This is a genomic window from Terribacillus aidingensis, from assembly GCF_900215625.1.
In the GTDB taxonomy this organism is placed as follows: domain Bacteria; phylum Bacillota; class Bacilli; order Bacillales; family Amphibacillaceae; genus Terribacillus; species Terribacillus aidingensis.
Genome location: NZ_OBEK01000001.1, coordinates 1 through 26,361 on the forward strand (window position 1 = coordinate 1; position 26,361 = coordinate 26,361).

A 26,361-nucleotide genomic window follows, 5' to 3' on the forward strand; every position below is an offset into this window, starting at 1 on the left:
ATCTGTAAGTGACAGCCGAAACCGTCTTTCCATTTTCAATCAGGAGAAAGAAAATACTATCCGGTATTAGCCCCGGTTTCCCGGAGTTATCCCAGTCTTACAGGCAGGTTGCCCACGTGTTACTCACCCGTCCGCCGCTCATTCCACTAGAATCACCCCGAAGGGGTCATCTAGCTTCCTGCGCTCGACTTGCATGTATTAGGCACGCCGCCAGCGTTCGTCCTGAGCCAAGATCAAACTCTCCATGAAAGTGTGATGCTTTGCTTCTTGCGCTGACGTTGGTCTTATAAAAGACCATGTCGTTTAGTTCGTAATTGGTTGTTTTGTTCAGTTTTCAAAGATCAATTTTGTTCTGCCGCTCAATAGGCGACTAGAACATCATATCATGTTTCAACTTTCGCTGTCAACATGTTTTTATATGTTGTCTGCCCCGTTCCGAAGCGACTCAAATAATATACCACGATTATAGTAAGATGGCAACACTTTATAACAAAAAATATTGAATCGCTGCCAAAGAAGCGATTCCCGGAACTCCTAACACTCCCACCAACACTGCTGTTGCTCCATTAATCGGTATATGAAGACCAGCTAGTGCTCCTACTACATTGAATAAAAATAATAGAAATACACCGAGAATTACTCTAACCGAACCTTTCAGCGCTAAACCGAACAGCTTACTGGATGTTCCTGAGATAAGTAAGATGACAACCGCCGCTAAGAGGATGCCGATAATTGTATAAGACATATTCCATCTCTCCTTTAACTTGTCCTGCTTTTCTACATTATGAAAAGCAACAAGAAAAAAGAACACGCATTGCGTTATACACGCAATGCGCTCAGATTACGGTGCCTAGCTTCTCGAAGCATGAATAAATACTTGGCCTGTGCGACCTGTAAATCATATTGCCCCAACTCACTTGCATCGACACTTCTATCAATAATGGATTGTATGCTCATCCAATCATTCTTCATTTTAAATATATCTTGCAATAACTCTTTGTCCACATCAGATTTCTTTAATCTTCTGGCAGCCATTTATCTCACCTGCTTTACAGTTCTCTTCTGCCTTCCATTGCTTTGGAAAGGGTGACCTCATCTGCATACTCCAGATCTCCACCCATCGGCAGACCGTGTGCGATTCTTGTTGTTCGTATACCAGATGGTCTGACTAGCTTGGATATATACATGGCTGTAGCTTCACCTTCTATATTTGGATTGGTTGCAAGGATTAGCTCCTCCACTTCCTCATCCTTTAAGCGGTTTAGCAATGACGGGACATTAATGTCTTCAGGCCCAATACCATCCATAGGAGAAATCGCCCCATGCAGCACATGGTACTTCCCGTTGAATTCTCGCATTTTCTCCATGGCAATAACATCTTTTGGATCCTGTACAACACATATCAATGTACCGTCTCTGGATTCATCCTGACATATACTGCATGGATCTTGATCCGTGATATGACCGCAAATACTGCAATGTGTCAGCTCACGCTTCGCATTTACTAATGCTTTTGCAAAGTCCATCACGTCATCTTCTTTCATGCTCAATACATGGAAAGCGAGACGCACGGCTGTCTTAGGACCAATACCAGGTAGTTTCGTAAAACTGTCAATCAGCTTCGATATCGGTTCAGGATAATACATTTGTTATAGCTGCCTCCTAGAACATTCCTCCAGGTAAACCTTTCGTGAACTGTCCCATTGTTGAATTTGATTTTTCATCAACTTGCTTCAATACTTCGTTTGTAGCTGAAATAATTAAGTCCTGCAGCATTTCCACATCATCTGGATCTACTACTTCTTCTTGGATTTCTACATCTGTTATCTCTTTTTTACCATTAGCGATTACTTTTACAGCACCGCCGCCTGCAGTTGCTTCGAATGTCATTTCATGAAGCTCTTCTTGAGCCTGCATCATTTTCTTCTGCATCTTCTGCATCTGTTTCATCATATTGTTCATATTCCCACCACCACGCATGGAAAAATCCCTCCTTGGAATAAGTAGATATCAATCTTTTATTTCGAGTAAGTCATCTCCGACAAGTTTTCTTGCTTCTGCGATAATTGGATCTTCTTCCTGATTCGCAGCGTCTGCCGGGTCTTGTTGCTTTTGATTCTTCAAGAAATCTTCTCGCAGCTCTGTCCAATTCTCTTCCGGAATCGGTATAATCGCGACTTGATGTCCGATGCGATCTGCTAGTAATGATTCTATCGTGTCTTTATGTTCTAAGGCAAGTGAACAGTGGATCTCATATTTAAATCCAATAATAATTGCGTTAGTAGATGCTGCTCTTGGCTTACTATTCAAGATAGTGGCATGAGCAGGGGCATTCTGCCGTTTCAACGCATCCATGAAACTTGCCCAATGTTCCGCTACCAGCTTCAATTCATCCTTTGTCGCTTCCGATAACACTTGGCGAATCCGTTCAAATGGCACACGGTAGCTGTTCTTACCGCCTGTCCGCACTGGTCGTTTCGGTTGCTCTGCTGCAGCGGAGGCATTTGATTGCTGTGGCTGCTGCTTCAATTGCTTCAGCTCTTGCTCAAGCTGAGAGAGTTTCCGTGTCAGCTGCTGAACAGCTTCTGCTTCTACACTCGCTGTCGGAGCGCTTTGATCAGCAATATGAAGAATAGCGATTTCAACAAACACTTTTGGACTGTTTGCCCATTTAATCTCCTGCTGGCAGCGGTTGAGCTCTACAATGGCGGCTTGGATCCAAGCTGCATCAACTTCCTCTGCCAACTGCTTGAATGCATCGTCCACCAGTACGCGTTCCAAGATATTCTCCATTCCCGGAGCACTTTGGAACATAAGCAAGTCCCGTAAATAATAGATAAGATCAAAGACAAAACGTCCTGGATCTTTCCCATCCTGTATGAGTAAATCCACTTGCTCGAGTGCTGTTGTCACATCTTGCTTCGCACACGCCCGAATGACTGCCGTAAGTCTGTCTTGAGAAACAGCACCTGTAACAGCCAAGACATCCTCCAGCTGGACGGTTTCTTCACTATAAGAAATCGCCTGATCTAAAAGACTGAGCGCATCCCGCATTCCACCTTCTGCTGCAAGTGCAACAGATTCTACCGCTTCATCAGATACAGTTATCTGCTCTTTATCCAGAATCTCCTGCATTCTATTGACCATAGCTTGCTGGTTAATTCGTTTGAAGTCAAAACGCTGACAGCGCGAAATGATGGTCAGCGGAATCTTATGCGGTTCTGTTGTTGCTAAAATAAAGACTACATGTTTCGGCGGTTCTTCCAATGTCTTTAAAAGCGCATTGAATGCCCCGATTGAGAGCATGTGAACTTCATCGATAATATATACTTTATAGTTTACCGCGCTGGGAGCATATTTTACTTTGTCCCGGATATCCCTTATTTGCTCGACACCATTATTGGACGCCGCATCTATCTCAATCACATCGGAGATAGATCCGTCTTGTATCCCTCTGCAGGCTGCACATTCATTGCATGCTTCCTCTACAGGTGCGTGCTCGCAGTTGATCGTCTTTGCAAAGATCTTCGCCGCACTTGTCTTCCCTGTACCACGCGGTCCGGAAAACAAGTAGGCATGTGAAAATTTATCCTGCATTATGGCATTTTTTAATGTGCGGATAATCGGCTCCTGACCTACTACATCAGAAAATGTTCTCGGCCGCCAAACACGGTATAACGCTTGATAGCTCATTAGGCCGCGCTCCTTTTTTCTTTGTTATTCCATTATAACGGAATTAGAAACCTGTTACTACATAGAAAGAGCCCTTACCAAATGGCAAGGACTCTGATTATTTATTGATTAAGCGCCGTGCACCCACCGTCGATAATACGGATCTAAGCGTTACATAAGTTCATGGCTCGACCCAGGCTTCCCCGCGGCACACAGGAGGAACTGCTTACTGCTGCTTCCTTCCGGACCTGACAGGGTTCACAGGTTCCTGTTGCGCAGGACCCGGGTGTCAACACCAATTCCTTATGGCAGACCTTAAAGCCGTATTACCTCGGGCGGGAATTCGGCCTCGCTACAGCGGATTGCGAGTACAGGGCACCGCTACCTCCCCGCTTAGCACGGCTAAGTTGTGATTAATGTTAGGCGCATTTGTTAGCGCAATTTATAGTATAGCTTGTTTATAATGAAAAATCAATCCCGGCTGTTTTTCGCAGCTTTGCGCTTCCGTAAATCTCGGAAAAAGGAGGTGAGCATTCCGCCGCATTCCTCTTGCATGACGCCGCCTATCACCTCTGTTTGATGATTGAATCGCGTGTCATCCAATAAATTATATAATGTACCTGCACATCCCGCTTTCGGATCATAGGCACCAAATATCACACGCCGGATTCGCGATTGGATAATAGCTCCCGCACACATTGGACATGGCTCAAGTGTGACATATAAATCACAATCCTCCAGCCGCCAGCTGCCAACTTGTTCATTCGCTGATTGAATAGCATGCATCTCAGCATGTGACTGCGCCTGCTGCGTTGTCTCTCTTAAATTGAAACCGCTAGCGATTATTTTCCCGTCTTTCACGATAATTGCTCCAATCGGAACTTCACCAAGAAGCTCTGCCCGCTTCGCCTCCTTTATTGCTTGTTCCATCCAGTAAGCATCTGTTGTCATATATATATCCCACATTTCTATTTAAAGGTTTGAAGTTACCTGAAGTAGATAATGTATAAGTATAAAAAGCTTTCTACTATGAAGTAAAGGGGACAATAGCTGTGAGTGAAAAAAAAGCCGTATTATTTATAGATGTATTCAATACATTCGACTTTCCCGGTGGTGATAAACTGCTCGAGAATACAAAGGAAATCCTCCCCAACTGGGAGAAGCTGCGCAATAAGGCGAAAGAGAACAAATGGCCTGTTATTTACGTTAACGATCACTATGGTATTTGGCAGGATAACTTTAAAAAAATCGCTGATCATACCCGAACAGATGACAACAAGGAAATTATAGATAAAATGATGCCTACGGAAGATGATTACTTCCTTTTGAAACCAAAACACTCTGCTTTCTTTCAGACCTCCCTTCCGTCCCTGCTTAACGAATTGGAGTGCGAACGTATCATTCTAGCTGGTGTCGCTGGCAATATTTGTGTCATCTTCTCCGCAAATGATGCACATATGCGGGAATATAAGCTAGACGTGCCAAAAAACTGTATAGCTTCTAATACAAAGGAAGAAAACGATGATGCATTGCGCGTCATTGAGAGTACACTCAATGCTCAAACCGATCCAATCTAACATAGAACGGCTCCTCCTAGCATAGCTTTTCTACAGAGGCTACTTAAAGGAGGAGTCGTTTTGCAAATCTATACGGTCCAGCGTGGAGACACAGTAAACAGCATCGCAAGCCGGTACGGTACGACCAGTCAGGAATTAATTCGAGCAAATGAACTAGAAGCCCCTAATAACCTTGTCATCGGCCAAGCATTAGTAATCCCCATTATCGGTTCCTTTTATTATGTCCAAACAGGGGATAGTCTTTACAGCATTGCTAGAAAAAACAATCTAACCGCAGCAGAAATAGCTCGTATCAATAACATTTCAGAAACCGCTACCCTTCAGCCTGGCCTGCGCCTTTATCTTCCTGCCAAACCAAAGAGAGAGATTGATTCCAATGCTTACATCGAACCATCAGGGAATACAGTTTCCCAAGCGCTGGAGACAGCAGCCAGACAACGTGCACCTTATCTGACCTATTTAATGCCGTTCAGTTACAAAGTTGACCGCCAGGGTAATCTGACTGCCCCGCCATTAAATGATTTTTCCACCATCGCCAAGAACAACAATACGACGCTGAGCTTAGCTATTTCTACAATTGAGAATGGACAGTTCAGTGAAGAACTTGGCAAAACACTCGTGACAGATACAAGTGTCCAGGATCGCTTGTTCACAAACATTATTGATACTGCCAAAAATGTTGGATTTCGTGAGGTTCACTTTGATATTGAATTTCTTCCGGCAGAAAATCGAGAAGACTATAATAATTTCCTCCGTCGTGCTGTCGCCAGGCTTCGCCCTCAAGGATTGCGTGTATCCACAGCGGTAGCACCAAAAACAAGTGCTACGCAGCAAGGACAATGGTATGAAGCGCATGACTATGCTGCTCATGGTGAAATTGTGGATTTTGTAGTTTTGATGACATATGAATGGGGATACAGCGGAGGACCGCCGCTTGCAGTCTCTCCTTTACCAAATGTGCGGGACGTTGTAGAGTATGCACTGACAGAAATGCCAGCAAATAAAATAGTGCTTGGTCAGAACTTGTATGGATATGACTGGACACTTCCCTATGAACCCGGTGGAGATTATGCCAAAGCCTTGAGTCCGCAGCAAGCAATCGCACTTGCACGTGAAAATAATGTTTCCATTCAATATGACACAACAGCACAAGCACCGTTCTTCACCTATACAGATGCTGACGGTGCTCAGCATGAGGTGTGGTTTGAGGATGCCCGCTCTATCCAAGCCAAGTTTGATTTGATCAAGGAATTGAACTTGCGGGGTATAAGTTATTGGAAGCTAGGTCTTTCTTTCCCGCAAAACTGGCTGCTGCTTCAGGACAATTTTACGATTAGAAAGCTTTAAAGAGCAGTGTTCCCTACTGCTCTTTTTCTTATGTCACTGTTACCCAGTACTTTTCTTCTCTCCACTGATTTCCATCTGCAATGTACATCGGAACAGACACGTTCAGCGGACTTTGCAGAGGGGAAGGGGTAAGTGTGACTTGATCGGCTGATACCCATGCTCCGATTATCTTATCAGCAAAAGAAAAATGCTGTCGAAAGCCACCTCTGAACCAGCTTACTTCCTCTTCTTTTGAGGCACCAGGTTCATTCATACAAATATAAAGGGAAACATCATCGCAGAATTCGAGAAACTTCTGATCAAGCGCCAGCGTTTCTCTTTCCCGAGGTGATAGCGTTTGCTGATCTGCTTGCTGCAAACCCTTCTCCCGTTCCAGAAATGCTTTAATTCGATAATCATCTGTGTCTTCAGGAAAGAAGGAGCAATAATGACGGCTGCATAAAATAGCTGCATAACGGGATTGCTCTCTCACTTCCATAATACCTTGCTGGTAAGCACGAAGCTTATCAGATAACGGGTAATTAATAAAACTGTAAAATCCGCCCCCATCTGGCTTTTTCTTTGGCATTTCATCTAATGGTATCCAAGCTCGATCATGCTGCTCAATTGCCATGATTGCCTCCGGGCGCTGCGCAGGTGATTCCGGGTCATCTGTACGCCAATGCCTGGCTATTTCCCCGGAAATAGCGGCATGTGCATGTTGCGGAATAAGTATCGTTCCCTTGGCAGTTTCTCTTATAATCATATTCTCCCTCCTATATAAAACTCCCGGCAATCGCCGGGAGTAAATTCGTTTTTATTTGATTAGTTTCAAGGATTGCTCGATGAAAGCTGGAATGTCATCAGGCTGTCTGCTTGTAACCAGTTGATCTTGACATACAACAACTTCCTTATCTTCGACTGTAGCACCTGCATATTCCATATCTACTTGAATGGATTTAAATCCTGTTGCTTTACGTCCTTCTAGCGTTTTAGCTGTAATAAGCAGCTGCGGACCGTGACAAATTGCAAATACGGGTTTCTTTTCATCCATAAAATGTTTTGCAAAATTAACGAGACGATCATCTGCTCGCAAGCCGTCTGGTGAAAAGCCGCCAGGAATGAATAGTGCATCAAAATCTGAAGGGTTTACCTCATCAATGCCTTTATCAATGGACACCGTTGCGTCTCCTTGCTTTCCTGTAACAGATTTGCCTGCTTCCATTTCGATTGTGGTAATTTCATGACCAGCTTCCTTGAATGCTTTAGCTGGGTCTGTGTATTCTACGTCTTCAAACATATCGGTAATCACTGTTGCAATCTTAGCCATTGTCTAACACTCCTTTTAAAAGTATTACACAATGTATAGTTCCACGTGTGAAGCTGTTTAAACATTATTCCTCTAAAGTAGACGTGTCCCCTAGCGGAAGCCCAAGTTCTTTGGCACGAAGTAAGCGGCGCATAATTTTGCCGCTTCTTGTCTTCGGAATGGAGCTTACAATCTCTATTTCACGAGGGGCTGCATGTGCACTCAACCCCTTCTTGATAAACAGACGGATTTCTTCACGCAGCTCGATAGAGTCTAAGTGTCCCTTATCCAATGTAATAAACGCCTTGATAATTTCTCCACGCTCTTCATCCGGTTTTCCAATCACCGCAGCTTCCGTTACAGCAGGATGTTCAATAAGTTTGCTTTCCACTTCAAATGGACCAACGAGTTTGCCTGACGTGTTAATGACATCATCCAAACGCCCTTCGAACCAGAAATAGCCGTCTTCATCCATTTTGGCGCTATCACCGGAAACATACCAGCCATTGATGAAGTAACTGTCAAACTTCTCCTGGTTGCCCCAAATGGTCTTCATCATTGACGGCCAGCCAGCTTTCACTGCTAAGTTTCCGCTTTGGTGCGGCGGTAATACATTACCGGCATCATCTATAATGGCAGCTTCTACACCTGGAATCGGTTTTCCCATCGCACCTGGTTTAATCGGCAGCGTTGGATGATTGACAATCAGCATTGCGCCGGTTTCGGTCATCCACCACGTATCATGGATGCGTTTCCCGTATACTTCTTCGGCCCAATAGATAATTTCCGGGTTTAGAGGCTCCCCGACGCTGAGGACATGACGAAGCGAGGATAAGTCAAAGGAATGCGCTACCTCATCTCCTGCAGCAGCCAGCTTTCGCAATGCAGTCGGCGCTGTATACCACACGGTTACTTTGTGCTTTTCGATCATTTTATACCAAGCTTCCGGCGTGAAACGTCCGCCAGCAATTACATTCGTTGCGCCATTCAGCCAAGGCCCAAAAATACCGTAACTTGTTCCTGTTACCCAGCCAGGATCAGCAGTGCACCAATACACATCACTCTCTTGCAAATCCAGCACCCATTTACCAGTAGCATAATGCTGTATCATAGCACGATGAGCGTGATACACCCCTTTCGGTTTCCCAGTAGAACCTGAGGTATAATGCAGCAGCATGCCATCTTCTTTATCTAGCCAAACAGGTTCAAACGCTGTTGATGCAGCATTCATCAGTTTCTCATAATCATGTAAATCATCTGCTGGTTCACAATCGAGTACAATGATTTCCTTTAGATCTGGCAGGTTTTCCCGTTTTACACGTGGCAGCAATTCTGCTGTCGTAATTAAAACTTTTGCACCGCTATCCTTTAACCGATCTTCTACCGCCTGTTCCATAAAGGCTTCAAATAAAGGACCAGCAACAGCACCATTTTTGAGAATGCCAAAGAAACTTGCATAGAAGTCAGGACAGCGAGGCATGAACAGAAATACGCGATCCCCTTTTGTCACCCCTAGGGATTTAAGCATATTGGCTGCCTGATTGCTGCGATTCTTCAGCTGGGCAAACGTCCATTTCTCTTCCGTGTCTCCATCTTGATAAATTAAGGCAAGCTGGTCGGATTTAGCGGGATTTTCCGCATGACGATCGACTGCTTCATACGCTGCATTCACTTTGCCTGTTGTAAACCAAGAAAATTCTCGTTCCATGTGACTCCATTCAAAAGACTTACAAAGCGCTTCAAAATCAGTTACATTATGCTTCCCAGCGAGAGGTGCTAACATTTTCATGATTCGACATCCTTCCCTTTATTTTGTAAGCGTTTTCAATAAACTGAAATAAAAAAAGCCTCTGTCTATGGTTGTAAGGCAAGTAGGTTATCCCTATTGTACCTTGTTTTCTTTACCAGTGAAAGGAAAATAATAAAATTCGGATGTATAACCAAAGAAGGCAATTGCCATATCCACTTCGCCTGTAGCAAGCTCGTAATTCTTTCCTTGTTCCTCCTACAGCAAAGAAACAAAAGTGTCTTTCCGTTTTTCCAATTCATCTCCAAGCTGGCGGACAATTTTAGCGCGTTCAATTGCTGGTGTTTGCTCCCACTCTTTTTATGCTGCTGCACCTTCCACCGCTTGATTCACTTCATCTTCTGTCGCTTTCGGTATCTTTGAGATAACTGCTTCAGTTGCAGGATTCAAGATGTCGATTGTATCTTCTGCTTGTGAAGTAACAAAACGTCCAATGATATACAGCTGATGCGTATCCATGTGCACCTCCTCAAGCTATATTTGGTAATGCAGTTCCACCTAGATGAGTTGCACAAACACAAAAAGGCCCATTCCTCGCCGGAATGGACCTTTCCTTACACTTAGCAGATTAGTGGTATGGGGGATACCTGTTATCACTATACCCTTCTTTCAAAAAATTAAACACTTTTCCTGAAAAAGTTTACAATTAATTTTCGCGGGAACAAGCTCTGTATACAACTATTCACAAAAGGAGTGGATTACCATGGCAGAGAATAAACAAAGTCTTAGTGATAAAGCAAAAAGTACAGTATCCAAAGTAAAAGGGGAAGCTAAAGATCAAATGGGTAATGCAAAAGGGGATAAAGGTATGCAAAGTGAAGGCAAGAAAGACAAAACAAAAGGGAATTTACAAGATATTGCCGGTAAGTTTAAAGAAAAACGCTAAGAAAGTACCTTCTATTTTGTAAGATAAACTAACAAGGAAACGGCAGTACTTGGGAAAGTACATGCAGCACCCAATTTCAACAAATTTCGTGCTACACTTATTGCATTAGATTTCCCCTAAATTTCTAACACAAAAAGGCTGCCAATTTGGCAGCCCTTTTTGTTTAAACAATCTCTACATACTGCGGATTAGCTGTAATATAATTTCCGCTCTTCAGCTTATACATGGTAGCTCCATCAACAGTCAAAGTCTCCACTACAGTGAACACTTCTCCTTGACTTACTACCCCAGCACGCGCATCCCAATCTGGTGCATCATAATAGTATAGAGACTGCGCCTTCACACGAATCAAGAAGGTTGAGTTTGCTTTCTTACGAAGGCCAAGTGCACGTTCCAAGCCATTCACATGACCTCGCGCCACATTTTGAATCCATCCATTATTCTTCATCTTCGCTGCGTCCGCACTATTATCGATAAAACCATTCTCTGTCAGGACAGCAGGCATTGCTGTTTCTCGAAGTACATGGAAGTTGGCTTCCTTCATACCGCGATCACGCATATCAATTAGTTTCATGACTTCTTCGTGGATACTAGCACGCGCCACAGCAGTTTCGGAACGGTCTGACAATGAGGGATAGATGTAATCCTCATAGCCAGTCCCCCCGCCAGCATTAACATGAATGCTGAGAAAGAAATCCGCCCCCCAAGCATTTGCATCATTCGTTCGCTGGGAAAGTGACGGGAACGTATCACCAGTACGTGACATCCGAACCTCTGCATTTTCATACTCCAGCTGCAGAATATCCCGAATTGATGCCCCAATTGCCAATGTCACATTTTTCTCCTGAAGACCGTTCGCTGTTGCACCTGGATCTGAACCTCCGTGTCCTGGATCTACATAAATTTTCACCATTCGACCATCTCCCTTTCTTTTTTTGACTGCCATGTGGTACCTTATGCAGCCTTGTACTAAATAAAAGCGGTTGATGTCACAATTTCACAACCCATTCTGCATTTAGTATCGTTTTTTGAAGCGATACGGTGTGAAACATCTCATAAAAAGAAAGAAGTTAGCCAAACTAGAAATACGTAAAGGGGAGTGATTGTCATTTTTTCCAGGCAAAAGAAAACGGAGGCAAATGTGAAGAATAAGGAGACACTCATCTCCCGGGATTTATCTAAGAACCAAGAATATATAGAGACTCAATATTCCCATGGAGTGAATATGGATTTTGTATCTCGGCCACTTACCGCAGCCACTGGGAGATATCACTTATTCTTTTATTCGACAACTGTAGACACGAAACAACTTTCAAATCACGTTATATCACCAATTCTAAGTAGTAAGAAAGATGTTCCTCTGCCGGCACTTCTAGCTGTTCCTGGAATTGAAAGCTTAAAAGATATGAAAAAGGTGGAAGACGCTTTAAGTTCAGGCTATGTTGTCATTTTCCAGGAAGGCTGCCGGGAAGCCTATGCTGCTAAAATTCCTGATCTGAAACACCGAGCCATTGAAAAGGCAGAAAATGAAAAAACAGTTAAGGGACCAAAAGAAGCATTTACTGAATCACTTGATACCAATATCTCTATTATTCGGAAACGGCTGCCTTCCAAAGATACTATCGTGGAGAATGTGGAGATAGGTGCCAGACCAGCGATGTCTGTATCTCTCGTTTATATACGGGACTTAGCTAATCCAGAGGTATTGGATAACATTCGAAAAAGGCTGAAATCTATTTCAGTAGATACTGTTTGTAACATAGAAATACTGGAACAGTTTATCGAAGAACGCCCCCTTTCGTTATTTCCAACGATGCTTTATAGTGAGCGTCCAGATAACGCCAGCAATTACATCGCAGAGGGATTCATAGTGTTGATGATGGATAATTCCTCCTCATGCCTGATTGCACCGGCTACAATTTGGTCCTTCTTCCATTCACCGGAGGACCGCTATCTACGTGTTATTTTCGGTAACTTTAGTCGGTTTATCCGAGCATCAGCTTACCTAATTACATTATTTGTTTCAGCAGTCTATATAGCCATAACAAATTTCCACAGCCAGTTGATTCCTATTGATTTACTGCTCGCAATCGCAGCCAGCAGAGAGAGAGTACCCGTGCCCGTATTTATTGAGGTTTTAATAATGGAATTTGCCTTCGAGCTCATACGGGAAGCCGGTATACGTATACCATCACCGCTTGGTCCAACAATCGGGATAGTTGGAGCTTTAATTCTCGGACAGGCAGCAGTACAAGCAAATATTGTGAGTCCGATTGTTGTCATTCTGGTGGCGTTAAGCGGGCTATCTTCCTTTACGGCTGCTAATTACAGTATCAACCATACCCTTAGGATCTCCCGATTTATCTTCATTTGTGCCAGCTCTTTATTTGGCTTCATGAGCCTGCTCGGTGCAATCATGATATGGACGGTATACCTGGTATCAATTAAATCTTTTGGAGTTTCCTATATGTCACCAGCCACTCCGTCTACCAAATCTACGCATGATACTTTCTTCCGGATATTACTGAAGAAAGAGCGATGGCGACCAGTATTTCTAAAGCCGCAGGATAAAGATAAACAATAAGCATGAAAGAAGGGTAAAGATGGTATTAGTTAAAAGACCGCTTAAAACAAGAGAGTTGCTAACAATGGCATGGTTTATGGTCGGATTAAAATCAGCAGATACAACCCCAGCTATGTTGGCTGGACATACCAAAAATGCCGTATGGCTTGTTCCAATCGCTTCCCTCCTTTTCCTGCTCCCTTCTTTTCTGCTTTTGATGCATTTGCTGAAGAAACATAAGAACTATAATTTAGTGGAATTGATTCAACATTTATTGGGGAGTAAGATCGGTACACTATTATGCCTGCTTATTTTCCTAAGTGCTTTTATCGTAATAGTGCTCGACCTAAGGAATTATGTCGAGCAAATTAACTATCTTTACTTTCCAAACGCATCCACTACTTTTATTTTTACGATCTTTCTCTTGGTTTGTTTCATAACTGCCAGTAAGGGGTTGGAGTCAATTGGAAGTATTTCTTGGATGTTTATGCCCTTCATCCTATTCACAATTATTTTTATTCTCTGGCTAGGTCAGAGCAACGCAGTATGGAATCGCATTTTCCCGATATTTGGAAGTGGACTTGGAGTCATTTTAACGGAAGGATGGAATAAATCCTCCCTATTCTTAGAGATGTTTCTTCTCACCATTGGATATCAGGCATTTCGTGAGCCAAAGTTTTTCCGCCGGGGCATTTACCTGGGAAGCGGCCTTGCATTTTTCTTCATTACTTTCTTTTATCTTACCTATGCAATCGTATTCGATTACAATACCATCGAAAATGTAGCCTTTCCGTACCAAGAAACAACCGAGATAGTCACATTAGGTCATTTTTTTACTAATGTAAGCACCTTTTTCATGGTAGGTTGGTTAATATGCAGTTTCTTACGCTTTAGCGTCTTCCTTTATTTGCTCGTGTGGACCTTCGGGGCAATTTTTAAGGTAAAGCCGTTTGAATCCTATCTCCTCCCTTTTTGTTTCCTAATATTGACCCTCGGTTCTATCGCACCGAGCTTTGTGACTAACGAGCTCTCCGTAAGAGAAGTGGTATTGGAATATATCAGCCCGATTTTCTTGCTATTTCCCTTCCTTCTATGGGTCATGTCTCTCTTGAGAGGTAGGAGAGAGCGATGAGGAAGCTGTTAGTCATGATAGTTTGCATTCCAATGATCATATTGCTCTCTGGCTGTACCGATAGGAAGGAAATAGAAGAACAGGCATTTGTAGTTGCTGTTGGTGTCGACAAGACGGATAAGCCAAATATCTTTCGTTTTACTTTTCAGATTGCCAATCCGGAGGTAGGCAGTTCCACAATAAGCCCATCTCCAAATGAATCACCACAAGAATTGGTTTCAGTGTTGGGGGCAGATTTTTTATCAGCCACGAATGCTGCTAATTCATCTGTTGCGAAGGAGATCACCCTGGAGCAAGTGAGGGTCGTTATTATATCGAGTAAATTAGCAAAATCAAACGAATTCATTCATTTGATGCAAACTGTTCCCAGTACGGTAGAGCTGCGGCTGAATGCACAGCTGGTCGTATCAAAAGAAAAAGCTGCCGACTTCCTCCAACAAAATAAACCGAAAATGGAAACAAGGCCGCATAAATATTACCAGTATATGTTAGATAGAGCCAAGGAAACAGGAATCATCCCGGATGCTCCATTGAGTCGATTTTATTATATCACGGAAGGAGATGCCGATTTGTTTATCGCACCATTGGCTACCGTAAAGCCGGAGGATAAGCAGGAATATAAAAGTGAGGATAAATACACTGCTGGTGACATCCCCCTAAAGGGCGAAAATAAAACACAGTTTATGGGATCAGCTCTCTTTAAGGAAGGTAAAATGATTGATGAACTGACTGGTGAGGAAACACGAATCAGCGTTATGCTCGACCCAACGCTTTCCCAGCAGGATTTTATAGCAAATTATAAAGACCCTCTGAAACCGGATTATAAAATAGCTGCCCGATTCAAAGCAGAAGAACCAAAAATCACTGTAGATTACCGGCCAAATGGAAAAACAACTATATATGCAGATATAAACTTCCGGTTGGATGTCTACTCCATCCCAAGTACTGTAAATTATATCTCAGATGATAAAAAAAGGGAGCTATTACGCAATAACCTCGAAAGGCAGCTCAAACAGATGACAGAAAAGTTTATTGAAGTAACGCAGAAGAAATACAAAGGTGAACCGTTTTACTGGTCCCTGCACATAAGACGACATTTCCTTACTATCCAGGATTACGAAAAAGCGGATTGGAGTAAAAAGATCTACCCGAATGCGGAGATAAAGATGAATTTCCGTTTGACAAGTCTTGAATTCGGAAAGGTTTTGAGACAATCCGATCTAGGGAGAGTGAAAGACTAACATGCTGAATTTTTTCATTGCGTTATTGACGGTTATCGTTACAATATACACGTCTACCTTAGCCTATTCATTAAACAAGGATGGAAATAAACCCGCTATGCTTGCTACTGTCTGTTTGGTAATCATAGTTGTCGCCTCCCCTTTCCTGATGTTTCGCCTTTAAAAAAACAGCCGGCATGCTTTTGCATGCCGGCTGTTTTATACGAGCGGCCCCGGCAAGATTCGAACTTGCGACACACGGTTTAGGAAACCGATGCTCTATCCCCTGAGCTACGGAGCCACGATAAGATACATTATAGCGAATTGCAGCTTCCTTGCAAAGTAGGCTGTATTTTCCAGCAGTTTCTGTCTTTGCAATATCGAAGCACAAGCTCTTCTATGGTAAACTATATTTATTTGCCATACAACGTTTTAGTTTGGAGGATACAGCATGCACGAGCTGCCTTTTATTGCAGTGGAAGGGCCGATTGGTGTCGGAAAGACATCATTGGCTAAAAGAATTTCAGACCATTTTCATTACGAACTACTGAAGGAAATCGTTGAAGAAAATCCATTTTTAGGCAAGTTTTATGAAGACATTGATGAGTGGAGCTTCCAGCTGGAAATGTTCTTTTTAACAAATCGATACAAACAGCTAAACGATATTCGCAGGGATTATCTTTCTCAGCAAAAACCGGTTGTAGCAGATTATCATATTGCTAAGAATATGATTTTTGCACAGCGTACACTTGCTGCAGCAGAATATGAGAAATACAGCAAAATCTTCTCTATCTTAACAGAGGATGTTGCATTGCCGAATATGGTTATCTATCTAGATGCCAGTTTGGAAACATTGCTGAAACGAATTGAGATGAGAGCTCGTGCTGCCGAGCAGCATATCCAGCCCGATTATTTAGAACAATTAACAGCTGATTATCGGAACTTCATGGATCAATTTGAAGAAGAAAATCCACACATTCCTGTGCTTCGTCTTAGCGGGGATAAATTGGATTTTGTGCAAAACGAACAGGATTGGCAGTATATATGTGAAGAGATTTCCTTTCACTTGAATAAAGGAGTAACATCATCATGAATCTTAGAGATAAATATCAGATTCCTGCTGACAGTGTCATTACCATTGCAGGTACTGTCGGTGTCGGAAAATCAACCATGACACAAGCATTGTCCCAAGCATTAGATTTTCGTACAAGTTTTGAAAAAGTAGACGGCAATCCATACTTGGATAAATTCTATGCCGACTTTGAACGCTGGAGCTTTCACCTGCAGGTCTACTTCCTAGCAGAGCGATTCAAGGAGCAAAAGCGAATCTTCGAATACGGCGGCGGCTTCATTCAAGACCGCTCTATTTACGAGGACACTGGTATATTCGCCCGCATGGCTTATGAAGAAGGAAATATGTCTGATGTAGATTATGAAACCTATCGTTCTCTCTTTGATGCTATGGTGATGACACCTTACTTCCCACATCCAGATTTGCTAATCTATTTGGAAGGTTCCTTCGACCACATTATCAGCCGTATCAAACAGCGCGGCCGTGAGATGGAACAGCAAACACCAATCAGTTATTGGGAAGGGATGTTTCATCGCTATGAGAAATGGATCAACAACTTCAATGCTTGTCCTGTATTGCGAGTGAATATTGCCGACTATGATTTGCTCGATCCAAATACATCGATAGAGCCGATTTTAGAGAAAGTTGGCCATTTTATTCAGCACTCACGCAAGTGGACATCCCGTCAGCTCAATTAAAAATCCGCCTTCGAGGCGGATTTTTTTATTTGCTGTATGCTTGGCCCATTTCTTTCGATCGTACTGCAGCAGCCTGTACACAGGCTTTAACTGCAGCTTTCACATTTTGATTTTCCAGCACAGCAATACCCGCCGCAGTAGTCCCGCCGGCACTGGTAATGTTCGCCCGAAGCTGCGCAGAAGATAACTCCGACTGCTCCAGCATGGCCGCTGCTCCTTTGAAAGTTTGGATTAAAAGCTGTTTCCCAATGTCTTCGTCTAATCCAACTTGGGAGCTGGCTTCTTCTAATGCTTCCATCAAATAATAGATATAAGCAGGACCGCTTCCCGAAATTGCGGTAACAGCATCCATCAATTCCTCCCCTACTTCAACAGCAGACCCAACAGTACCAAACAATCGCTTTACAAGCTGCAGCTGCTGCTTATCAGTATATGTTCCTGCAGCAATAGCCGTGGCAGCTTCTAAAATGGTTGCAGACGTATTAGGCATCACGCGAATGACTGGCTGCCCTGCTGGCAGGAAGCTTTCCAAGTAAGCAGTAGTTATACCTGCCATCAGCGAAACAACAATTTGCTGCTTTCCCAGCTGTGCTACTCCTAAGCTCCGTAATGCCTGCTCTGCATCTTTTGGCTTTACAGATAAGATAATAATATCTGTCTCCTGCAGCAGTTCGTTTTGATTACGAGTTACCGTGACACCGTATACAGCGTGCATCCGCTGCAGCCTTTCCTCATTCGCATGATTCGTGACCCAAATATGCGGAGCAGGCAAAAGCTCGGCTTTGATTACACCCTTAACGATTGCTTCCGTCATCGCTCCTGCACCTATAAAAGCTATTTTATCCATAAAAACCTCCGTTCCACGTGAAACACGTTTGTTGTATTATCTGACGCTGCTGTCCGGAAATCAATATATAAAAAAAATCGTTACGATAACGTAACGATTTTGTATATCTCCAATTTTATGCGTTTGTAAAATATGGCGGAGGAAGAGGGATTCGAACCCCCGCGAGCCGTTAAGCCCCTGTCGGTTTTCAAGACCGATCCCTTCAGCCAAACTTGGGTATTCCTCCGTAAGACAAGATATAATATACCATGTACTCTCAATAGATGTCAAGAAAAAATGAAAATATGGCGGAGGAGGGGGGATTTGAACCCCCGCGGGTCTTATTAAACCCCTGTCGGTTTTCGAGACCGATCCCTTCAGCCGAACTTGGGTACCCCTCCATGCTTTTGTCTCCAAAAATAATCTCACCATATTTACTCTATCTCTGTCAAGAAACTGACATTAGCGAATTTCTGTTTTGCCGCCCATGTAAGATACCAATACTTCTGGTACCTTGATGGATCCATCTGCTTGCTGATAGTTCTCCAAGATTGCAGCAACTGTGCGTCCCAGTGCCAAACCAGATCCATTCAATGTGTGCACAAATTCTGGCTTACTCTTTTCATCACGTTTGAAACGAATACCAGCACGGCGAGCTTGAAAGTCCTCAAAGTTAGATACAGAAGAGATTTCCCGATAAGTGCCGCTGCTTGGCAGCCAAACTTCTAAATCATACTTTTTCGCAGCAGTGAAACCAAGATCACCTGTGCACATGCTCATCACTCGATATGGCAGACCGAGCAGCTGCAAGACTTTTTCTGCATGGCCAGTGATTTCTTCTAGCACAGCATAAGAATCTTCTGGTTTAACGAACTGCACCAATTCTACCTTGTTAAACTGATGCTGACGAATAAGACCACGTGTATCACGGCCAGCAGAACCAGCTTCTGAACGGAAAGATGCACTGAATGCTGCAAACTTCTGCGGCAGCTGTTCACCTTTTAGAATCTCTTCTCGATAATAGTTCGTGACAGGTACTTCTGCTGTTGGGATAAGGAAGTAATCCCATCCTTCTACCTTAAAGGCATCTTCTTCAAATTTCGGCAGCTGTCCTGTTCCTGTCATGCTTGTTCTGTTTACCATATAAGGGGGCAGCATTTCTTCGTATCCATGTTCATCAGCATGAAGATCCATCATGAAGTTGATCAAAGCACGCTCTAGACGCGCGCCTAACCCCTTGTAATAAACAAAGCGGCTTCCTGTCACTTTACCAGCACGTTCAAAATCAAGAATCTCTAAATCAGCAGCAAGATCCCAGTGTGCTTTCTCTTCGAAATCTTTCTGCTGCACGTTGCCCCACGTACGCGCTTCTACATTATCATCTTCAGATTCGCCCACAGGAACGCTCTCATGCGGAATATTCGGGATGGAGAGCAATAGCATATCCAGCTCGCTTTCCACCTCACGAAGCTCCTCATCATAAGCTTTGATTTGATCGCCTACTTCACGCATTTCCTTGATTTGTGCATCAGCATCTTGTTTCTCTTTCTTCAGTACGGCAATTTCCTTTGATACTTCATTGCGTTTCGCTTTCAATTCTTCAGTGCCATTAATCAGCTTACGGCGACGTTCATCCAGGTCACCGAACTTATCCAAGTCACTTAAATCTTCACCGCGATTTGTAAGCTTCTGTTTTACTTCCTCAAAATTAGAGCGCAGATATTTCATATCAAGCATACGAGCTTCCTCCTTTTTTCTTAAACAAAAAAACACCCCGCCCCTATAGAAAAAGGGACGAGATGTTTCACCCGCGATACCACCCTGATTGAAGACGAAAAACTGTCTTCCGGCTCGACAAGATAACGGTTTGTACCGGGTATGTCTCCATACCATTCCAGGATGGATTCACTCACAGCGCTGCATCGACTTTCACCAGCCGTCGACTCTCTCTAGCATGCTATGGGTTACTAGTTCCTATCATCACGTTGTTGTTATTCTTCCTAAAGAATAGCTAATTCCAGGTAATTATGCAAGTATGATATGCAATTCTGGATCTAGCTTCCGCAAAAAAAAGGTGATTTATACATAAAAACCCCGAAAAAGATGAACTCTCCGGGGTTCTTGCTTATCCTTACGTTCCTAAACGGCTTTCTCCGCTTTTCTTTGGTGTCTAGCTGCTAAGACCAGAAACTGCGGTATAGGCGATAAAGCCCTGCTTGAGACAAAGCACCTCATTCCGGGCTTTCTCACCTATTCCTCCGTTTCTAACCGGTCTTTTCCGCTTTTCTTAGTTAAAACCAGCCTTTAACTGTATCAGCTACGCTAGTGAAGATACCGGAGAAGAAGTCTCCGATGGCGCCTAGGGTGAGCATGAACCAGTTTGATTTTTCAACGTCTTCTGATGCAACAATATCGACAGTGTAAGAGCCGCCGTTGATGTTTCCTAGATTATCGCCTTCATAGACGAGTGTAGCTGTACCAACTTTATCGCCTTTTTTCACTGGAGCTACCAGCTCGTCTTCTTTGTTCAGCTTGTCCTCATCGACTTTAAATTCAAGATGATATTTATCTTCTTCGCCGTTTTTAACGGAAGTTGTAATTGCTTCTTTCGTTGCGATGGCTGCTGTATCGTCTTTTCCTTTAGCTACAGATAAAGATTCATGGTCTTTGATTTCTGTGCCAGCTTTATAAAGTTCTGTTTGTTTAAACTGATTAAAGCCGTAATCCAGCAATTTCGCTGTTTCTTGGAAACGTGCTTCTTCGCTCGCTGTCTTCATCACAACGGTAATGTATCGCTGGCCGTTTCTTTCAGCAGTACCTGTGAAACAGTAGCCAGCCGCATCTGTGTGCCCTGTTTTCAAACCATCCATGCCTTCATAGCCATATGCTTTTAGGTAGCCAGGCATATTCGGCAGCATCCAGTTCCAGTTTGTAATTTTTTTACCGTCAAACTCTGCTTGTGTTGTGCCGGCAACATCCAGTGCTTCCGGGTGATCTTTGATTAAGTTATAAGCAAGAATACCAGTTGATCTTGCTGACATAAGATTGTCTTCATTGACTCCAGTTCCCTCAGGACGGCTATCACCAAGGTCAGAGTTGGCAAGACCAGAAGCATTAACGAACTTGTACTCTTTCATGCCGATTTTTTCAGCTTTTTTGTTCATCATTTTCACAAATTCTGTCTCACTGCCAGCTACAAGTTCTGCTAATACAACAGTAGCAGCATTATCAGAATAGATAGCCATTGCATTGTAAAGATCACGCACTGTGTAATCTTTGTCCTGTGTAAGCCCTGTACCGGAGAAATCCTTATTAGCTGAAATGGCGTAAGGATAATCACTCACTTGCGTTGTTGTGTCCCAGGAAATAGTTCCTGCTTCAATCGCGTCTAAGATGAGGTATTCCGACATCATTTTTGTCATACTTGCTGGAGGTAAAGTGAGATCAGCATTCTTCGCATATAATATCTCACCAGAGTTGGCGTCTATTAAAATTGCGGATTCCGCTTCGATATTCAAGCTTCCCGCAGCTTGTGTGTCTAGTGGCTTTGCTGTAAAAGTGCTAAACGTAATCAGCATCGCGAATAAACCGATCATCGATGCTTTCAAAAGATGTTTCAAGTGTTTCTACCTCCACAAATATATAGAATCGTTATTTTATATCCTCGCTATTTTACCATAGACGGCAGCTAGAGGGGAACGTACTTTATGACGATTCTACATTTTGTTCACAAGTCAGGTACACACCAATCAATTGGCTGCAGTCCATTGCTTTTCAATATTTCATTCGTTTTGGAGAACGGCTTGCTTCCAAAAAATCCGCGTCTTGCTGACAATGGACTTGGATGGACAGATGTGAGGGTGTAATGCTTGTCGGTGTCTATCAGCTTCTGTTTTTCCTGTGCATGTTTTCCCCACAAGATAAAGACAACTGGATTTTGCTTGTCATTGAGCGACCGAATCACACGATCGGTGAAATGTTCCCAGCCTTTGCCGCGATGGGATGCAGCTTGATGCGCTTCTACTGTTAACGCTGTATTTAAGAGAAGCACCCCTTGCTCAGCCCAGTGCTTTAAATAGCCGTGTTTTGGGATGGAACATCCAATATCGTCAGCTAGTTCTTTATAAATATTCACAAGTGACCTTGGCACTTTTACTTCTGGCTGGACAGAAAAACTGAGTCCATGTGCTTGATTTGGACCGTGATATGGATCCTGGCCAAGTATGACAACCTTTGTCTGCTGGAAAGACGTAATCTGCAAAGCCTCGTATATATCATGCCTATCTGGATAAATTGTCCGTTCTTGATAGGCAGTTTTTAAAAAGCTCCGCAGTTCCTTATAATATTCCTTATCAAACTCATCCTGCAGTATTTCCTGCCAGTCATTATCAATCATTTGTTTTACCATACCTTCACCTCCCGGACATTGTACCAAACCTATACCCGGATTACTCGACAAAAAAAGCCACCTTCCATTAAGAAGATGGCTTTGTTACAGGTACATTCCATTCGGAACGTTTTACGAAATACTGAATAGCAATTAAGGCTGCGAAAGTAATAATACCTGCTATTCCTGTCCATAGATTCGGATAAATGAGCACCAGACCTCCGATTACAGCTGCGAATCGCTCCACGATATATAACTTACGGTACCAGTAGCCGATAATTCCTGCTCCAATACTAATCATACCGAGAAAAGCTGTGAGGAAGATCCAGATTACATGCAGATAGTCACCATCTATACCATAAAGCAACAGCCGCGGCTCCAATACGAACATGTACGGAATGATAAAGGCAGCAATGGATAACTTCGCGGAATTCAGTCCGGTAGCAATCGGCCTTCCTCCAGATATTCCTGCTGCTGCAAATGCTGCCAGCGCTACAGGTGGAGTAATATCGGCCATAATACCGAAATAGAACACAAACATATGAGCCGATAAATCATTCACACCTAGCAAAATGATTGCCGGTGCTGCAATTGTTGAAGTAATAATATAATTGGCCGTTGTTGGGGCTCCCATCCCAAGAATTAAGGATGCAATCATGGTAAAGAACAGAGTTAACAGCAGTTTCTCATTGGCCAGGTCGACAAGGCTGTTCGCCAAGCTTAGCCCAAGACCTGTCTTTGTCACTACAGCGACAATGATTCCGGCTGCTGCTGTTGCTGCGATAACACTTAGAGCCGTTCTTGCACCTTCTGCTAATGCCTGGATGGTATCAATGAAGTTTTCATCGAAAAAGTAACTGACAATAACCGTAACAAGAGCGGCCACTATTAAAGCTGTTTCAACCGATATTCCGCTTGTCACTGCACCGTACACAAGATAAGCTGCGAATGCCGCCGCAAACACAATTGGATAAAGGTGCTTATAACGTTCTTTCCGCAGTAAACCAATTAAGATACATGTAATAATGCCATAAACAGCAGCGCGCATAATACTTAACCCAGAACTCAAATAAAATACCATGGCGACAATCGGGAGAAGCAGATAAAGATTTTGCAGTACTTCTTTCTTATTTGGCATCTCCTCTTTTTCTAACCCGCGCAGCCCCGTTTTTTTCGCTTCAAAATGGGTCATAATCCAAATACCCGAGAAATAAAGAATAGCTGGAATGACCGCTGCTTTTGCAATTGTCCAATAGCTTACCCCAATGAACTCGACCATTAAGAAGGCAGCTGCCCCCATGATGGGCGGCATGATTTGTCCTCCTGTAGAAGAAGATGCTTCCACAGCTCCTGCAAAGTTCTTCGAATAGCCAAGGCGCTTCATCATCGGAATCGTGAATGATCCGGATGTCACGACGTTAGCAACAGAGCTCCCGCTTACTGTTCCTTGCAAAGCACTTGAGAAGATCGCAACTTTTGCTGGACCGCCAATTCTTCTGCCGGCAATGACCAACGCCAAATCATTAAAGTACTGTCCAACACCTGTCTTAACAAGAAAGGCCCCAAATAGCAAAAACAGAAAGATATATGTAGCTGATACACCGATTGGAGTACCTAAAATTCCTTGTGTCGTAAAGAATAGTGACTGCACCAATGTATCTACGTCAACACCTGGATGCAGCAGGAATCCCGGCATTTGCCGTCCCCAATACGCATAAGCCAAGAAAGCGACTGCGATGATGACAATCGGCAGACCGACTGTCCGGCGTGTTGCTTCTAGTACAAGAAGTACAGCCAGCGTGCCAACGGCGAAGTCCATCGTTGTAATCTGTCCGGCTTGTGAAATTATGTCATTGTACATCACCGGCCAATAAGCACCTACGATAAATCCAAGAACAGCCAGCAGGTAATCATACCAAGCTATTTTTGTCCGGCTGCTCTTCTTAAAAGCAGGAAAAAGCAGAAATATTAATACGAGACCGAAACCTAAGTGAATGGAACGGTGAATCTGGGTAGGAATATTTCCGTAAGTTGATGTATACAGCTGATAAATGGAGAAAGCGAGTAACCCATAAAAAACGATCATGCTCATGAATCCAGCAAGTCTTCGGAAATTCGATTCAGAGTCGTATTTCTCAATCAGCAGCTGCTGTTGTTCTTCTGTCATTCTTTCTGCTTGTGCTAGCTTGTTACTCATGTAATCTGTCTCCTTTCCTAAGCTTCCAGTTATTTACGTTACGAGTTCTAATCGCAATGGTCTCGCCTGGACCGATGTTATCTTGCAGCGAATAAGAGATGTTATTATAAATAATTTGGTGATTGGCTTTTACAGCTCCAATCGTGAGATAAAGCTTGTCCGTTGAACCTTGAAGATTGGATAGGATGTATTTCCCATCTTCCATCGTAAAAGTTTGACCTGCGTCCGCATTCGCTGGCATCCCTACTCCTGTGTCTTCATAAACCAGCTGATAAGGATATAAACGTCCCGCTTGCACACGATATTCTTCGTGTACATCTGATAAGTGAATAGAATGCGTGTATTTGATTTGAAAGTGGTCACCATCTGCTACTGGCAAATAGCACAGCAGCTCCCCACTATCAGGGTCCTCCAAAGCAAGAATTTGGTGAGATGGATAAACTAAATACCATAGGAATACAGCTCCAACAGGAATCACCAGCAGCCAGTATCTCGTTAGAGAGCGAGGCAGCTTCATTTCTGAACACCCTTTCAACCTTAAAAAATCGCCGGTAACCGAGGGATACCGGCGATCACATACGTATACGTTATTGCGGCACTTCTACTCCCGCTTCTTCAAAGTAACGCAATGCACCTGGATGGAAATCAATGCTCACGCCTTCTACTGCGCTTTCTGGTTTAATAAATTCGGCTTTTTGATGACCAATTTCATCTGTATTTTCATAAATAGATTTCGTGATATTGTAAACAAGATCTTCATCCATACCTGCAGTTGTCGCAAGCATTGCATTAACAGAAACTGTCTCTACAGGCTGCTCCAAGCTGTAAGTACCTTCTTCGATTGTATAGGGTGCATAATATGGTTTCTCTTCAATCAATTGATCAACCTTATCCTTATCCAAGCCCACAACGGTTATATCTGTCGTTGCAGATAGACTTTCAACTGCGCCTGTTGGTGTACCCGCTGTGATGAAGGCAGCATCAATCGTTCCATCCTGCATGCCAGCTGTAGACTCACCAAAGTCAAGATTCTGCACTTCAATATCATCCACTGTCACATCATAGATACCTAGAATATCCTCTGCACTTGCGCTTGTACCGGAACCTGGCGCCCCAATTGATACAGTCTTACCTTTTAAATCTTCTACCGTTTCAATGCCGCTAGCCTTCGTTGCAACAATCTGGATTGTTTCCGGATAGAGAGAACCAATCGCTTGGATATTATCTATGGTTTCTCCTTCGAACATCAATTTTCCTTCTGCTGCATAAGCAGCAATATCTGTCTGGGTAAAGGCAATCACATCATCGTTACCTTCGCTCAGTGTATTCATATTTTCAACTGATGCTCCCGTAGATGTAGCCCGCGCCTTTACATCATCTACATTAGAGTTAATAATCTCAGCCAAACTGCCTCCTAGCGGATAATATGTACCCTCCGTGCCGCCTGTCAGCAAATCAATGAATTGCGGACCTCCTTCAGATGAAGAGCTGTCACTTGTACCTCCGCCGCATGCTGCCAAAATAATAGTCATTGCCGCTATCATACTAATTACGATAAAAGATCTTTTCTTCATTCTCATCTCTTCATACCCCCTATTTCTAAATCAGTTCTTTATAAATGTAGCAAACCCTTTCAATTATTACAATATTATTTCTATTGAAAAAAGTAAGTTCATTTGTTAGATTATG

At 43.2% G+C, this 26,361-nt stretch carries 26 protein-coding genes, 3 tRNA genes, 1 rRNA gene, 1 other RNA gene and 1 other annotated feature; of the genes, 8 read left to right on the forward strand and 23 right to left on the reverse strand.

Annotated elements, in window-relative coordinates; all coding sequences use genetic code 11:
• The 8 genes from CRO17_RS00005 to tadA form a co-directional block, all read right to left on the reverse strand.
• Positions 1–249 (reverse strand): 16S ribosomal RNA (locus CRO17_RS00005); the annotation flags it as partial.
• Positions 250–484: 235 nt separating this feature from the next.
• Positions 485–745 (reverse strand): pro-sigmaK processing inhibitor BofA family protein, encoded by a 261-nt coding sequence (locus CRO17_RS00010; protein WP_097038077.1) that lies wholly within the window; start codon positions 743–745, stop codon positions 485–487.
• 74 nt (positions 746–819) lie between these two features.
• A complete protein-coding gene (locus CRO17_RS00015; RefSeq protein ID WP_077305908.1) occupies positions 820–1,035 on the reverse strand; it encodes a YaaL family protein in 216 nt (71 codons plus the stop codon).
• Between the two features lie 14 nt (positions 1,036–1,049).
• A complete protein-coding gene (gene recR / locus CRO17_RS00020; protein ID WP_097038080.1) occupies positions 1,050–1,646 on the reverse strand; it encodes a recombination mediator RecR in 597 nt (198 codons plus the stop codon).
• A gap of 16 nt (positions 1,647–1,662) precedes the next feature.
• Positions 1,663–1,980 carry a YbaB/EbfC family nucleoid-associated protein gene (locus CRO17_RS00025; RefSeq protein ID WP_077305912.1) on the reverse strand — a complete coding sequence of 106 codons (318 nt, stop codon included), beginning with the start codon at positions 1,978–1,980 and terminating at the stop codon, positions 1,663–1,665.
• Positions 1,981–2,010: 30 nt separating this feature from the next.
• Complete coding sequence (dnaX, locus tag CRO17_RS00030; RefSeq protein WP_097038082.1) at positions 2,011–3,693, reverse strand: DNA polymerase III subunit gamma/tau; 1,683 nt, start codon at positions 3,691–3,693, stop codon at positions 2,011–2,013.
• A 115-nt stretch (positions 3,694–3,808) separates the two neighbouring features.
• Positions 3,809–4,074: signal recognition particle sRNA large type (gene ffs, locus CRO17_RS00035), an RNA gene on the reverse strand.
• 69 nt (positions 4,075–4,143) lie between these two features.
• Entirely contained in the window at positions 4,144–4,623 is a 480-nt protein-coding gene (gene tadA, locus CRO17_RS00040; RefSeq protein ID WP_097038084.1) for a tRNA adenosine(34) deaminase TadA, read from the reverse strand.
• A 101-nt stretch (positions 4,624–4,724) separates the two neighbouring features.
• Between tadA and CRO17_RS00045 the strand changes: the two genes are divergently transcribed.
• Together CRO17_RS00045 and CRO17_RS00050 are read left to right on the forward strand one after the other, a co-directional pair.
• Complete coding sequence (locus CRO17_RS00045) at positions 4,725–5,249, forward strand: cysteine hydrolase family protein (protein WP_245864505.1); 525 nt, start codon at positions 4,725–4,727, stop codon at positions 5,247–5,249.
• A 60-nt stretch (positions 5,250–5,309) separates the two neighbouring features.
• The gene (locus CRO17_RS00050) at positions 5,310–6,596 is read left to right on the forward strand and encodes a glycoside hydrolase family 18 protein (RefSeq protein ID WP_097038088.1); all 1,287 of its coding nucleotides are present in this window, start codon (positions 5,310–5,312) and stop codon (positions 6,594–6,596) included.
• A 28-nt stretch (positions 6,597–6,624) separates the two neighbouring features.
• On the opposite strand, the gene CRO17_RS00055 is transcribed toward CRO17_RS00050, so the two are convergent.
• The 4 genes from CRO17_RS00055 to CRO17_RS17310 form a co-directional block, all read right to left on the reverse strand.
• On the reverse strand, positions 6,625–7,341 hold the full coding sequence (locus tag CRO17_RS00055; RefSeq protein WP_097038090.1) for a DUF3891 family protein: 717 nt from the start codon (positions 7,339–7,341) through the stop codon (positions 6,625–6,627).
• Between the two features lie 51 nt (positions 7,342–7,392).
• A complete protein-coding gene (locus CRO17_RS00060; RefSeq protein ID WP_097038093.1) occupies positions 7,393–7,905 on the reverse strand; it encodes a type 1 glutamine amidotransferase domain-containing protein in 513 nt (170 codons plus the stop codon).
• Positions 7,906–7,969: 64 nt separating this feature from the next.
• Positions 7,970–9,673, reverse strand: a complete 1,704-nt coding sequence (gene acsA, locus CRO17_RS00065; protein WP_097038096.1) for an acetate--CoA ligase — start codon at positions 9,671–9,673, stop codon at positions 7,970–7,972.
• Between the two features lie 318 nt (positions 9,674–9,991).
• Complete coding sequence (locus CRO17_RS17310) at positions 9,992–10,150, reverse strand: aldehyde dehydrogenase family protein (protein ID WP_143595971.1); 159 nt, start codon at positions 10,148–10,150, stop codon at positions 9,992–9,994.
• Between the two features lie 244 nt (positions 10,151–10,394).
• On the opposite strand from CRO17_RS17310, the gene CRO17_RS00070 reads away from it, so the two are divergent.
• Positions 10,395–10,577: a CsbD family protein gene (locus CRO17_RS00070; protein WP_097038097.1), complete on the forward strand. Its 183-nt coding sequence runs from the start codon at positions 10,395–10,397 to the stop codon at positions 10,575–10,577.
• 163 nt (positions 10,578–10,740) lie between these two features.
• Here the strand turns inward: CRO17_RS00070 and CRO17_RS00075 are convergent, their stop codons facing one another.
• Positions 10,741–11,490: an N-acetylmuramoyl-L-alanine amidase gene (locus CRO17_RS00075; RefSeq protein ID WP_097038100.1), complete on the reverse strand. Its 750-nt coding sequence runs from the start codon at positions 11,488–11,490 to the stop codon at positions 10,741–10,743.
• A 228-nt stretch (positions 11,491–11,718) separates the two neighbouring features.
• Between CRO17_RS00075 and CRO17_RS00080 the strand changes: the two genes are divergently transcribed.
• The 3 genes from CRO17_RS00080 to CRO17_RS00090 are packed head-to-tail and all read left to right on the forward strand — an operon-like array spanning position 11,719 to position 15,513.
• The gene (locus tag CRO17_RS00080) at positions 11,719–13,161 is read left to right on the forward strand and encodes a spore germination protein (RefSeq protein ID WP_245864507.1); all 1,443 of its coding nucleotides are present in this window, start codon (positions 11,719–11,721) and stop codon (positions 13,159–13,161) included.
• A 19-nt stretch (positions 13,162–13,180) separates the two neighbouring features.
• Positions 13,181–14,272: a GerAB/ArcD/ProY family transporter gene (locus tag CRO17_RS00085; protein WP_097038102.1), complete on the forward strand. Its 1,092-nt coding sequence runs from the start codon at positions 13,181–13,183 to the stop codon at positions 14,270–14,272.
• On the forward strand, positions 14,269–15,513 hold the full coding sequence (locus CRO17_RS00090; RefSeq protein WP_097038104.1) for a Ger(x)C family spore germination protein: 1,245 nt from the start codon (positions 14,269–14,271) through the stop codon (positions 15,511–15,513). The genes CRO17_RS00085 and CRO17_RS00090 overlap by 4 nt, the downstream gene beginning before the upstream one ends.
• A gap of 207 nt (positions 15,514–15,720) precedes the next feature.
• On the opposite strand, the gene CRO17_RS00095 is transcribed toward CRO17_RS00090, so the two are convergent.
• Positions 15,721–15,793: transfer RNA gene (locus CRO17_RS00095), tRNA-Arg, on the reverse strand.
• A gap of 150 nt (positions 15,794–15,943) precedes the next feature.
• On the opposite strand from CRO17_RS00095, the gene CRO17_RS00100 reads away from it, so the two are divergent.
• Both CRO17_RS00100 and CRO17_RS00105 read left to right on the forward strand, forming a co-directional pair.
• Entirely contained in the window at positions 15,944–16,585 is a 642-nt protein-coding gene (locus CRO17_RS00100) for a deoxynucleoside kinase (protein WP_097038106.1), read from the forward strand.
• Positions 16,582–17,262 carry a deoxynucleoside kinase gene (locus tag CRO17_RS00105; RefSeq protein WP_097038109.1) on the forward strand — a complete coding sequence of 227 codons (681 nt, stop codon included), beginning with the start codon at positions 16,582–16,584 and terminating at the stop codon, positions 17,260–17,262. Before CRO17_RS00100 ends, CRO17_RS00105 begins: the two co-directional genes overlap by 4 nt.
• A 25-nt stretch (positions 17,263–17,287) precedes the next feature.
• Here the strand turns inward: CRO17_RS00105 and proC are convergent, their stop codons facing one another.
• The 9 genes from proC to CRO17_RS00150 form a co-directional block, all read right to left on the reverse strand.
• The gene (gene proC / locus CRO17_RS00110; protein ID WP_097038111.1) at positions 17,288–18,109 is read right to left on the reverse strand and encodes a pyrroline-5-carboxylate reductase; all 822 of its coding nucleotides are present in this window, start codon (positions 18,107–18,109) and stop codon (positions 17,288–17,290) included.
• Between the two features lie 133 nt (positions 18,110–18,242).
• A tRNA-Ser gene (locus CRO17_RS00115) sits at positions 18,243–18,335 on the reverse strand.
• 59 nt (positions 18,336–18,394) lie between these two features.
• Positions 18,395–18,489: transfer RNA gene (locus CRO17_RS00120), tRNA-Ser, on the reverse strand.
• A gap of 61 nt (positions 18,490–18,550) precedes the next feature.
• Positions 18,551–19,825, reverse strand: coding sequence for a serine--tRNA ligase (gene serS, locus CRO17_RS00125; protein WP_097038113.1), 1,275 nt, complete (start codon positions 19,823–19,825; stop codon positions 18,551–18,553).
• 50 nt (positions 19,826–19,875) lie between these two features.
• Positions 19,876–20,078 (reverse strand) — a binding site (T-box leader).
• Between the two features lie 301 nt (positions 20,079–20,379).
• Positions 20,380–21,708, reverse strand: a complete 1,329-nt coding sequence (locus CRO17_RS00130; RefSeq protein WP_245864509.1) for a serine hydrolase — start codon at positions 21,706–21,708, stop codon at positions 20,380–20,382.
• 107 nt (positions 21,709–21,815) lie between these two features.
• Positions 21,816–22,496: a uracil-DNA glycosylase gene (locus CRO17_RS00135; protein ID WP_097038115.1), complete on the reverse strand. Its 681-nt coding sequence runs from the start codon at positions 22,494–22,496 to the stop codon at positions 21,816–21,818.
• Between the two features lie 67 nt (positions 22,497–22,563).
• Entirely contained in the window at positions 22,564–24,672 is a 2,109-nt protein-coding gene (locus CRO17_RS00140; protein WP_097038117.1) for a TRAP transporter permease, read from the reverse strand.
• Positions 24,665–25,189, reverse strand: coding sequence for a DUF1850 domain-containing protein (locus CRO17_RS00145; RefSeq protein ID WP_097038119.1), 525 nt, complete (start codon positions 25,187–25,189; stop codon positions 24,665–24,667). Before CRO17_RS00145 ends, CRO17_RS00140 begins: the two co-directional genes overlap by 8 nt.
• A 70-nt stretch (positions 25,190–25,259) precedes the next feature.
• Complete coding sequence (locus CRO17_RS00150) at positions 25,260–26,252, reverse strand: TAXI family TRAP transporter solute-binding subunit (protein WP_342748937.1); 993 nt, start codon at positions 26,250–26,252, stop codon at positions 25,260–25,262.
• Between the last annotated feature and the right edge of the window lie 109 nt (positions 26,253–26,361).